The 11,673-nt window shown below is 60.4% G+C and carries 5 protein-coding genes and 1 tRNA gene; 4 read left to right on the top strand and 2 right to left on the bottom strand.

Annotation, left to right across the window (positions count from 1 at the left end):
- Positions 1-273 precede the first annotated feature (273 nt).
- Positions 274-350, bottom strand: a tRNA-Met gene (locus ONB52_17850).
- Between the two features lie 665 nt (positions 351-1,015).
- Between ONB52_17850 and ONB52_17845 the strand changes: the two genes are divergently transcribed.
- The 4 genes from ONB52_17845 to ONB52_17830 are packed head-to-tail and all read left to right on the top strand — an operon-like array spanning position 1,016 to position 10,363.
- Positions 1,016-3,712 carry a PEGA domain-containing protein gene (locus tag ONB52_17845; protein ID MDZ7417998.1) on the top strand — a complete coding sequence of 899 codons (2,697 nt, stop codon included), beginning with the start codon at positions 1,016-1,018 and terminating at the stop codon, positions 3,710-3,712.
- Positions 3,713-3,763: 51 nt separating this feature from the next.
- Entirely contained in the window at positions 3,764-6,310 is a 2,547-nt protein-coding gene (locus tag ONB52_17840) for an FHA domain-containing protein (protein MDZ7417997.1), read from the top strand.
- A gap of 22 nt (positions 6,311-6,332) precedes the next feature.
- Complete coding sequence (locus tag ONB52_17835; protein MDZ7417996.1) at positions 6,333-7,946, top strand: protein phosphatase 2C domain-containing protein; 1,614 nt, start codon at positions 6,333-6,335, stop codon at positions 7,944-7,946.
- A 29-nt stretch (positions 7,947-7,975) separates the two neighbouring features.
- Positions 7,976-10,363, top strand: a complete 2,388-nt coding sequence (locus ONB52_17830; protein MDZ7417995.1) for a protein kinase — start codon at positions 7,976-7,978, stop codon at positions 10,361-10,363.
- Positions 10,364-10,396: 33 nt separating this feature from the next.
- Here ONB52_17830 and ONB52_17825 read toward each other — a convergent pair whose 3' ends face one another.
- Positions 10,397-11,650, bottom strand: coding sequence for a hypothetical protein (locus ONB52_17825; GenBank protein ID MDZ7417994.1), 1,254 nt, complete (start codon positions 11,648-11,650; stop codon positions 10,397-10,399).
- Positions 11,651-11,673 lie beyond the last annotated feature (23 nt).

The raw sequence follows: 11,673 nt of genomic DNA, 5'->3' as shown, positions 1-11,673 counted from the left end.
ATCCATGTCGAGGCAGGTGAAGTTTCGGGAGTCACACGTCAGCAGGGCAGCCCCGGCAATGAAGCAAGTGGCAAGTCGTGGAACAAAAATCAGGCAGGGCAAAACCAACCGTGCTCGCAGGCGGTGAGGATTCTATCGTGGACAGGGGCATTCCGGGATCATGGCCAGACATCGTCATTCCAGCAATAGGCGGTTTGCGAACTTGCCATCTCTGTCTCCGGCTGAAAATTAAAAAGGGAATCACGTGGATTCCCTTTTTGAATGACTTTGGCTTGGTTGCGGGGGGAGGATTTGAACCTCCGACCTTTGGGTTATGAGCCCAACGAGCTACCAGACTGCTCCACCCCGCGATTTTTTACGGACGACCGGCAATATAGAAGATTCAGCCTAAAAAGCAAGCTATTTCTTGGCATGCTTGCAAGGGTTGGCTTCACGCCATGCCGTCATGCCACCTTCGTTTTGCCGCGGCCAACCGCCGGTCATTGGTCTTCCCTGCCGGCGGGGGGGACACAACTTTTGTGGCAAGAATACCGGCGGTTTGTCATGCTGACCACGCACCCAAATCGCGTGGTCAACGTGACATTTCTCTTCCACTTGTCTCCACGGGATCGCTCCCTGCTTTCTCCGCGAAAGAACGACATGACAATTCGCAAAGTGACAAAGGTGATGGTATAGATATGCAGGCCGTGATCGAAGAGAAGCATGCCTGGACGTAGGTTGAAGGTCTGACTGAAGGTTACGGCGGGGTATTTCCGCAAAAACGGTGTGCGCCAGTTAGATTTAGGATGAATCGCTCTTGGCCTCGCGCTTGTTGTGAGCCGCACGCAAAGCCGCGGCCAGCCTCGGCCCTCCCTGGCTCTGGGCGTCGGGTCGGGCGTTTAGGACGAAAACTTGGTCGTTCCTCCTTGGGCTGAAGAGCCGCTTCATTCCCCCTCAATCTGGCGATGATCCCTCTGACCCACGATCTGCATCACCGGCCTGCATCGCGTCAACCGAGCTTTAGAAAGGTGAGTCCATGGAAGTCGCAAAAGTTTTGGACGACAAATATGAGATAATCTACGAGATCAAACGCGGCGGATTCGGCGTCATCTATTACGGCCGTGACCGCCTGTTTGACAAGCCGGTCGCGATCAAGGCTATTCCGCCGGAGTTGATCGGCGAGGCCAGATACATCGACATTTTCCAGGCAGAGTCGCTGGCAATTGCGCGCCTCAATCATCGCAATATCGTGCGCATCTATGACATCCGGCGCGGCGAGGGCGGCCAGTTCTACATCATCATGGAATATGTCGATGGCATCGATCTGGGCAAACTCATCCGCGCCAGCCGCAAAGAGCCGGCGCTGTTGCCGCCCTATCTCGCCGCCTACATCGTGGCGGAGATTTGCGCCGGCCTGGACTATGCCCACACCCGGCGGGACCCGGACACCCACCAGCCCCTGCATCTCGTGCATCAGGACATTTCGCCTGGGAATATCATGCTGAACCGTCTGGGCGAAGTGAAAATCATCGATTTTGGTCTGGCCGGCGCACGCCGCCATCAGGCTGACAACCACCGCAAGAATGAAGTGGTGGTGCAGGGCAAACTGACCTATCTGGCGCCGGAGCAGGTGAATGGCAGCGGCAGCCTGGATCAACGCGCGGATTTGTTCTCCCTGGGCGTGGTCTTCTATGAAGCGCTCACCGGCCAGCGGCTGTTCAAGGAGCAGGATGCCGAGACCATGATCCGGCATCTGCGCAACGGCGAGTGGGATCTCTCCCTGCTGGCGGAAAATCGTGTGCCGGCTGCCTTGATCAAAATTGTCGAGAAGGCGATTCAGCGCGAGCCGAGTCAGCGGTTTCAATCGGCCAACCAAATGTACATGGAGCTGATGAGCTATCTCTCGCAGCATGCGCCCGCATTGGACTATGCCATGGAACTGGCGAACGCGGTGGCGCGGGTCGCACCGGCACAAGAATCGCGTGCCGCTTCTGGCGCCGACAGCGAGTCCGGCCGGTTGGGCGGCTTTGCGGGCTTTGAAGAGATGCCGGCTGCCGACCCGCACGCGGGGGAAGCCACAACCCTGAACGATGTGTTTACGGCAGAAGGCGGCGACGACCGGGGTTTTGAAGCGACGCCCAGGAATCGTTCCACCGCGCAGCAGCCGCGCAGCAGCAACACAGCACAGGACGAGTTCGAATGGCGCAGCGGCACAACCCAGCGGGATTTCCCCGAGGAGCTCGAGCTCACGCCCGAGCCCGAGGATGTTGAGCAACGTGCCAAAGGCGGCAGTGAACCGCAGGATGTTGCCTTTTACAAGGTCATCGCCGAGGAGGAAGAGGAAGAGGAAGTCCGCACCATTATCGATGTGATTCGCCTGTCGGCACGCTCACACAAGAAGACGATTTTCCTGAGCGTCGGGGGTGTGCTGGCAGCATTCCTGTTGTTTACGCTGGTGGACACCTTCACGCGCTGGACGGCATGGGGCGCCTCGATTTACGACTTTCTCTTTCCGCCGGCCATCCGGCTGGTTTCCTTTCCACCGAATGCCCAGGTCTATCTCGACGACCGCCTGCTGCCGAAAACCACGCCGCTGGCGATCGAGAAGATTTCACCGGGGGTGCACAAGCTGACCCTCACCCTGCCCCGCTTCGAGCCGATCACGCGCTCCATTCAAGTGGCGCCACAAGGCCGCGCCTCAATCATCGGGGAGGGCCCGCGCGATCAGAATCTGCCGTATGTTTTCCGCTTCAAGACCGTTCTGGAGATTTCTTCGAAGCCGGAGGGTGCCGAGGTCTACTTGAACAATGTCAAGTATACCCAGCTCACGCCCTGCCGGGTGGTGTGGGAGGTGGGCGATCCGCTGGAAATCGAGATGCGCAAAGAGGGTCTCTCGCCGCTGCGCGGCTTCACGCTCAACACGCTGGAGGGCATCGAGACCATCACGGACCGGCGGCTTTGGCGTTTTCAACGCATTGAAGAACAGCGCGAACACTACGCGCTGGAAGGCATCTTTGCCAAGGCCATCACCATCACCTCGGTTCCCGATCATGCCGAAATTTACGTCAATGACGGCACCAGCCCGATGGGCATGACCGGCTACAGCAGCGAACTGCTGCTGGCCACCGGCAGCCACACCATCACCCTGCAGAAGCCCGGCTTTCTGCCCAAGTCCTTCAGCATTACGGTTGACGCCAACACGCCTTCGACCTACCACGAGGTCTTGTCGCGCGTGGTGCGCATCTTTGCCAAAGACGGCTCCGATCCCGGCGACAATGACATCGGGGCGCGCGTGGTGGAGTTGATCTCCGGCGGGCAGCGTGTGCGCACCCGCTCCACCACGCCATGCGAGTTGACGCTGCTGCCCTACACCTACACCGCCATTCTGTCCAAGGAAGGTTATCAGGATTACACCCTGACCATCCCGCCCACCGGCAACATCGCAATTGCCCGCATGGAAGGTGAGCGGATCGAGGTGGAAGTGGTGGTGCAGGATGAACAAACCGAGGCCCCCTTGAGCGGCGTGCAGATCAGTTATCAACCGCTGACGCAGCCCAATGCCGTGCCCGCCTTTTTCGGCCAGACCGAGGAGAATGGCACGGCGGTCAACAAGCTGGCGCCGGGGCAATACCGTTTTCGTGTCAAAAAGTTCGGCTATCGGCTGGCGGTGAAGGAGCTGAAAGTGAGCGCCACGAACAAGCGCCTGGTGTTCAAACTGCAGTCGGTTTCATGATTGCGTTAAGGGATTAATGTCACAGCCTTCCATGGGAAGGGAGAAGAGATCATGCCCAAGCTGGTTCTGAAAAAAAAGGCGGAGGTGTTGGCGGAATTTCAATTGAAAGGTGCCAACACCGTTTTCACGGTTGGCTCCCAGGCCGGCAACGATGTGGTCATCGCCGACCGGCAGGTTTCGATGAACCATCTGCACATTGAGCGCCAGGGCAACCGGTACTTTGTGCGCGATCTGAAAAGTGCTTTCGGCACCCAGGTGAACAACCGCCGCATCCACGACCGCACGGAAATTCATGACGGCGATGTGATTCAAATCGGCGATCATACGCTGGTCTTTCGCAATCCCCTGGAGGCAGCAGAGGCGCCGGCTGGTGACCGGGCCGGTCGCAACCCGGCGAATGATTTTTGGAGCGACGTCAAAGACGCGGTGATCGACGTGATGCAGGGCGAGGCCACCAGCCCCGGCGAACCTGCAGCCGAGCCGCGCTTCTTCGATATTAACGAGCCCAGTGATCAGGATCGCATCAAACGACTGGAGGAGACCGAGGAGTTCAAAGCCGACAGTCTGAAGAAGGAACTCTCCGAGGTGCTGGAGCAAGTCTCTGCCGAGGAGGAGAAAGACGGCTTTCAAGCCGGCCGCGAGGTCGAGAAGTCGCCCTACTACCTGCTGGCGATTTACGGCCCGTATTTGGGCAAGCGCTATCAGGTCAATTTCGGCGAAACCCGCATCGGTCGCGACAGCCGGCTGAACGATATCGTGATCCGCGAGAATCGCAAAGGCGAGGTGGATCCCAGCATCTCACGCCGCCATGCCACCATCACCTATCGCGACAACAAATTCTACCTGAGCGACAAGCGCAGCAAAAGCCGCACGTATTTGAATCAGGACATGCTCAGCGAAACCGATGAGTGGCTGATCACACCCGGCGATGAGATCGAAATTGTGAGCGACCAGCAGAGCACGATTTTCCGCTTTGTCGCCGAGGGCAACTGGGATTTTTCCTTTCCCCGGCGTGCCGGCGCCTGGTGGCTGCGCTATCGCTCCCTGGCGATGAATGTCGGGGCTGGTGTGTTGACCGCCATCGCACTGGTTATCGGCGTGCTGGCGTGGCAGGCGCGCGCCATTATCACGCACACGCCCAATCCGCTGCAGATGCAAAGCAAGATTTTCACCAAAATCGACCTGACCGACCTGGAAAAAAATACCCTCAAGCTGTCCAAATCGGACCTGGGCATACCGCCCAAACCGTTGCTGGCGCATGTCAATGCCGACAAATACATCGATTTGGTGGTCACCAAAGGCAACGGCACGCTGGTGACCATTGACGGCCACAGCCGGCGCCGGCTCTGGCAATCCAGCGGCATCGTGCTGGATCACAGTTTCCCCGCCACCGCCGCCGACTTGAACGATGACGGCAATGATGATCTCGTCGCGCTGACCGCCGACGCGCATCTGGTGGCCATCGACGGCCTGTATGGCGCGGAGATTTGGACCAGCCCCTTCTTCGAATCCAAAATCATCGGACCGCCGGTGGTCGGTCGTTTCGATCGCAATGACAGTCCGGATGTGGCGGTGATGAGCACGGATGGCAAACTCGAGATCGGCTATGCCCGCATCTTTAAGCCCGAGTGGGTGGAGGTGAAAATGGGGCTGGTGACGCAGGCGCCGCTGTCCACCGCGGATTTGAACAAGGACGGCTGTGACGAAATTCTGATCGGCACCGATCGCGGGCTGGTGCTGATCTTCGATGGCGCCGAACGCCGCCTGGCCGGCACAGTCGACATCAATCTCAGTCTCAACAAACTGAAGGGCAGCTACAACGAAGACAATCAAATCCGTCATCCGGTGGGGGTTGCCGACCTCAACGGCGACCAGCGCCCGGATCTGGTGGTTTCCAGCATTCAGGGCAACCTGGTCTCCCTCGACATTTCGGAGCGGACGCCGGAGGGCAAAATCAAAGCACGGGAATTGTGGTGGAGCACGCTGGCACCCGCCGGCATGCCGGTGACCGACTTCAATTATCCATTCACTTTGGGGGATGTGGATGGTGATGGCCGCAGCGACGTGGTGGTGGTGGGTGCGGACAGCTCGCTGGTGGCGTTTTCCGGCGCCGGCCGCGAGGGCCGGCAGCAAACGAGTTTGTGGCGGGTCAGCAGTGGTTCGATTCTTCATTTGCCGGCGCTGTTCGACTTCAACAAGGATCGCCACACCGATGTCGTACTGGTGGAGCAATTGGGCATCATCAAGGTTCTCGATGGCCGGAATGGCAGCACGCTGTGGGCGGAACACAAGGCGCTCAAGCATCCCGCCGACATGCCGTTGCTGGGCGATGTCGGCGCCAACAATACCATGGACATTCTGGTGCTCAACTATGACGGGACGGTGAACGATTTTCGCAGCAACCGCCGCGTGGCTGCCGGCACCATCGTCTGGGGCCAGCGCTATGCCGATGCCAGCAATCGCGCCGCCGTCACTTATGTCGAACGCACCACCGGCCCCTATGATGCCATGCTGCTCTTCAGTGCCGCCGTCATTGTGCTGGCGAATCTCGGCAATTTCCTGCTGCGCCAGCAGCGGCGCAAATTTGCCAGGAGCTGAAACCGAGGTCACGAGGCATGTCATGGAAATATTGATGGCGGCTGCCACCGATCGCGGCACAGTACGGGAAAGCAACGAGGATTTCTTCTACTATTCCAGGAAGAAGAACCTCATCATCGTGTGCGACGGCATGGGCGGACATAAAGCCGGCGAAACCGCCAGCCGCGTGGCCGGGGAAACCATGCGTGACATCTTCCTTTACCCCGACCTCGCGGAAATCGCGCGCCTGGGGCAGGACATCACCGACCGCCTGCCGGTGCTGGCCCTGCGACTGGTGTTGGGCGCGCGCCTGGCCAACCGCCGCCTCTACCTGATGGCCGAACAGGATCCCTCGCTGCGCGGCATGGGCACCACGCTCGCCGCCATGGCCTTCTCCGATCATTCCGCCTGTGTGGTGCATGTTGGTGACAGCCGCATCTACCGCCTGACGCGCGAGAAGATTCAAGCGCTCACCGAGGATCACAGTTGGATCAATGAACTGTTGCAGGACCGTGACATCAGCGCGGAGCAGGCGCATCATTTCCGCAAGAAAAACGTCCTGACGCGCGCGCTCGGCACCCATCCCTCGGTCAAGATCGACGTGCAATGGTTTCCGCTCACCTCCAACACCACCTTCCTGCTGTGCACCGACGGCTTGCACAACGCTCTGCCGGAGCAGGAGATTCTCAAAGCGCTCGCGCCGCGCGACGATTCCGGCCTGCAGAAGTGCCTGGAGCAACTGGTGCAGCACGCCAAAGAGGTCAATGGTTCCGATAACATCACCGCGGCCGCCGCGCGCGTGCGCAAAGTGTCGAACAAGGCCTCGCCCTGGGGGGAAGCCAAAATGACCATCCCCAATGAGCCGGCCAAGCTCATGCCGCTGGAGGACCGCTTCATCAAGAAACAGTATCGCCATGCCGAAGTGCCGCACGCCTCGCCGCAACGGCGAATGCGTTCGCCGCGGCGCTTGCTGGTGGCGGGCGTGTTGCTCCTGCTCCTGGCGGCCTCGGGTTTTGGCGTGATGCGTTCGTTTTTCAACCATCACGGCGAGGCCGACGCTTCGGGCGAAAGCGGCGGGGAAACCCATGCCGGGCTGCTGCCGGCGAGTGATTCCAATACCCGCGACGGCATTACCGTGGTGCAGCTCGACAGCAGCCTGTTTGACCTGCCCGCGCAACCGTCCGCTCCCGGCACAGCGGCAGACGCGGAGGCGCAGACAACAGCGCCCGGCAAAAATGCCGAGAGCGATTCCCTGCGAGCACAGGCAACCGCAGCGACGGCAGGCGCCGGCGACTCCTACCCGCTGCCGGCCGCCGAGACGGCTGCGACCGAAGAGACGCCGAATGCTTTTCCCAATGTCATCGAGCGCAGGGATGAAAACAGCCTCACGGCACAAACCACCAGCCTGGTGCCGCAAGCCGGCGGCCGCATCTATCTGCCCGGCTTGAACCGGCCGCGCTACAACGGTGCGCTGCTGTTTGTCAATGAGACGTTGATCGGGCCGGTGCGCCAGGTCGCCGATGTCGGCTTCTTCCTGCGCCCGGGCCAGTATACCATCGCGATCAAAGACAGTCTGGGTCGCATCATGCATCAACGCGCAAACATCAAAGTGCTGGAGGGCGACGTCAAACCATTGGAATTCAACCGGCAGAACTAAGGACACCTCGTTGCGCGTTCACACTTGCGATGACCAATTTACCCCCACAGGCCAGTCGTCTCATTGCCATTCTGCAAACACTCGCCGAGGCCTACTACAGCCGGGGCCAGTACGCCGAGGCCATCGAGAAACTCGAACAATTGCGGCAGGCTGGCGCCGAGTCGCCGGAGATTTTCCACAAACTCGCCCTTGCCCATCTCGCACGCCGCGATTATTCGCCGGCGGCCAAGGCCGCCTATGCGCGTGCTTTCGAGCTGTTTCCGCACGAGGAGGGGCTGTGCCTGAAACTCTGCCAGTTGCTGCTGGCGCAGCATGTGCGCGACGAATTCTCCTTTCGGGTCTATCAACGCGCGCTGGCGTTTCAACCGCCCTTCGAAAAGGAAATCTATCAGGCCTTCTTTGTTTATTTCCACAGCCAAAATCAACTGCCGCATGCTTATGAAGCGCTCAAACAAGTGGTGCAATTGGAGCGCGGCCGGGAGGCGGACAACTTGTCGCGGCTGCAGCAGCTCGCCTGGCAACTCGGCCGCGAAAGCGAAGCCGAGAGCCTGCTGGAGCGTCTCGCCGCTGTCAGCCCGCACCGCGAGCTGATTCACCGCCTGCTCGGTGTAATCACGGCTATGCGCATCCACCGCGAGCCGGAGGGCGTCGCCTATCCACCCGCGGCAGCGCAGATCATCAATCGTGCGCTGGCGGCGCATGGCAGGCTGAACAGTATCAGCCTGGTACGGGAGTTTTGCCGGTTGCAGCATGCTTTGCGTCTGATCGAATCGCGCTTGCTCGACCAACAATCGGCCACACCGCTGCCGGCGTCACCGCCGCTCATCGAGCCTGCCAATGCCAGCGAGGCCGGCGTGCCGCTCACCGCCGCCGGTTTGGCGGGTGAACTGTTTTCGCGGCTGGCTTCGGATTTGGGAATGGATGCCTCCCGCCTGCAGCTCCCCGGCGCCACGCTGCGCGTGCTGGTGCTTCAGATCGACAATCTGGAAAAAATTGCACAACAAACCAGTCCGCAACTGGCGGAGAACCTCGCCGGTCGCTTCTTGAATTTCTCCGCCAAGTTTCTCGGCAAGGCGGTGGCGGCCGTCTGTTTCACGCTCAGCGATGGTCTGATTGCCGTGGCTGGCGAATCCTTGCCCCTGGCGCAAGCCGGCGTCGCCCTGCTGCACAAAATCGAAAACTACAACTTTTCCGTCCCGGAAGTCAGCCGGCTGGCCGTTTCGATGGTGGTGCATGCCGTGCCCCCGGAAGCCGCCTCGGCGGCGCAGGCACTCGCGGCGCTGCATCTCGCGCTCAATCTGCTGGTGGCGCGGTCGACCGCAGCCGGCCAGACCCAGCCGGCCGGCAGCAGTCGCCTGCTGCTCGAACGCGGCTTTTATGAGCGGGAATTGAACCCGGACGCAGTGGCGGCGCGCCCGGGCGGCACTTATGTCTCCGAGTTGCCGGGATTCCGGGTCGAGGCCTATGAAGCAGTCTGGTATAACCCCCTGGATTATGTCGATGAGAAACGCAGCCATCCCCTGGGAAAATTTCTGGTGCTGGAGCGGCTGCGCCACAACGGATTCGCCGGCACCTACCGCGGCCGCGACCGGCAACTGGAGCGGCGCGTCATCCTCAAGGCGCTCAGCCCGCAGCGCAGTCTGCAGCTTTCAAAAGATCGCAGCCTGCGCGAAGAAATGATCAAGACGCTGCAGCGCCTCGGCCGCCTCGAGCAACCCGGGCTGGCGCTGCTCTACGATCTCGGCTTTCAGGATGGCCTGTTTTACTATGTGCGGGAATATCTCGAAGGCTCATCCCTCGCGCAAAGCCTGGCCAACAAAGGCCGCTTCTCGCCCTTTGAGACCTCGGCCATTGGCATCAAGATTTGCCGGGTGTTGCTGCAAACGCACCGGCAGAACATTGTGCACGGCAATCTCAAACCCTCCAACATTTGGCTGATGGCCAACGGCGAGCTCAAGATCACCGACTTCTTCGTGCCGGAGTTCGTTGAAACACCCGCGCCGGGGAAACGGTTGTCCGGCACAAGCTGGCGCTATCGTGCACCAGAATGGCTGCTGCACGGCACGCTGGCGCCCGCCGGTGATATCTATGCGATCGGGATGATCTTGTATGAATTGGTGACGGGTGAGCCGCCCTTTGCCAAGCAGGAGGAGCTGGCCAGCCCGGCCGATATTCACCAGCTTCCGCCCCCCTCGCTCGCCGCATTGCAAGCGGAAATTCCGGGGATTCTCGTCAGCATCATCGAGCGCGCCGGTGACCGCTCCCTGCTGCGCCGCTTCAAAAGCCTGGAAGAGCTGGAGGCCGCGTTGCAGGTTGCGCTGGAGCAATCGCTGCAGCGGGAGCAACCTGCTGCGCCCGCCACTTCCTCCCACTCGCTGTTTTCCTTCCGCCGCATGCTGAAATCGCGCAATGAATGATGGCCGTCGGTCGCGCCGGCACCGTTGCCCGCCTCAGTGCACCGAAACGTTTTGCGGCGGCAGCGGGGCCTTGTCATCGGGCGGCAGTCCGGCAATCCAGCCGGCCTGCTCGCGCAGATCGATGAGATAAACATCCTGCGGTGCGCCGAGCTGGCGCCAATTGCTGCTGAAGAGAATGAATTTGCCGCTGCGGGAAATCACGGCGTTGGGTTGATCCCAATAGTTGTTGTAGGAGTAGTTGCCCGCCGAGAAGCGCTGGCTGCGATGATGTGCGATGCGGCGGACCTGGCGCGAGCCGTCCAGCTTCACCGCAAAGATTTCGTCATCAAAAGGATGGACTTTTTCATCCGCGAGGTGCTCGGGCACACTGTAGGTGCTGATGATCGCCCAGCCGGGCACGTCATAGTTGCGGCAGGAGACCAGGCGGCTCAGGCCCCAGGCACAGCCCAGCAGATCGGTTTTTTCGCCATTATCCAGGCGGTATTTTTCGAGATGGCGCAGGCGGTCGGGATAAGTGGCTTCGGCATTGTCGGTGACAAAGACTTCCCGGCCGGCTTCATCATAACCCAGGTCGGCGTGATCGCTGTAGGGATAATAAGCAAAGGGCATGAGTTCGAGGGTGGGGGCGCGATAGACATCCAGGCCCTGCCATTGCCCGTCGCCGTGCGGGGCACCCACCAGGACGACAAGATACTTGCCCGAGGGCGAAGCACTCACCCAATCCACCGCGTGACCGGTGGCGGCAATGGTCGCGCCCACGCGCTGGCGGGTGACGAGATCGAAAAGAAAAAATTCCTGCAAGCCCGTGGCCCACGGCCAGTTCCTGCCGGCGATTCCCCAGTAGCGGCCGTCGCGGCTGAAATTGCCTTCATCGAAAGTGGTGATGAACTGATATTCGGGAAAGGTGTGCACCACGCTGGTTTGTCGGGTGGCGAAATTGTGCACCATGATCCTGCTGGCATCAAACCAGTAGAGTAGATCGGGGTCGGTGGGATGCCAGCGCGGCTGCGGATCGGTTTGGGTGTTCTTCACCGGTGCACGCTGCAGATAGGTGCCGTCAATCGCATACAGATGCCATTCCCCACCGCGGCGATAAACCAGGATGCGGGATTCATCCGCATTGAAGGGATCGAGTTTGGGATAATAGCAAATGAAGCCGTCGCTGCCCTGCGCCGCCGCATCCGTCAGCCGCATGATGGTGGTGCCAAACACGGGATCTTGAAAACGCACCCCGCGTGCCGGCTTGGCCAGCGCCGGCTCCGGCAGGGGATCATGCGAAGTAATCATACCGCCGGCCCGGGCGAGCCCGC

Source organism: candidate division KSB1 bacterium, assembly GCA_034506255.1.
GTDB classification, from domain to species: domain Bacteria; phylum Zhuqueibacterota; class Zhuqueibacteria; order Zhuqueibacterales; family Zhuqueibacteraceae; genus Coneutiohabitans; species Coneutiohabitans thermophilus.
This window is presented reverse-complemented; position numbering and strand designations above follow the sequence as displayed.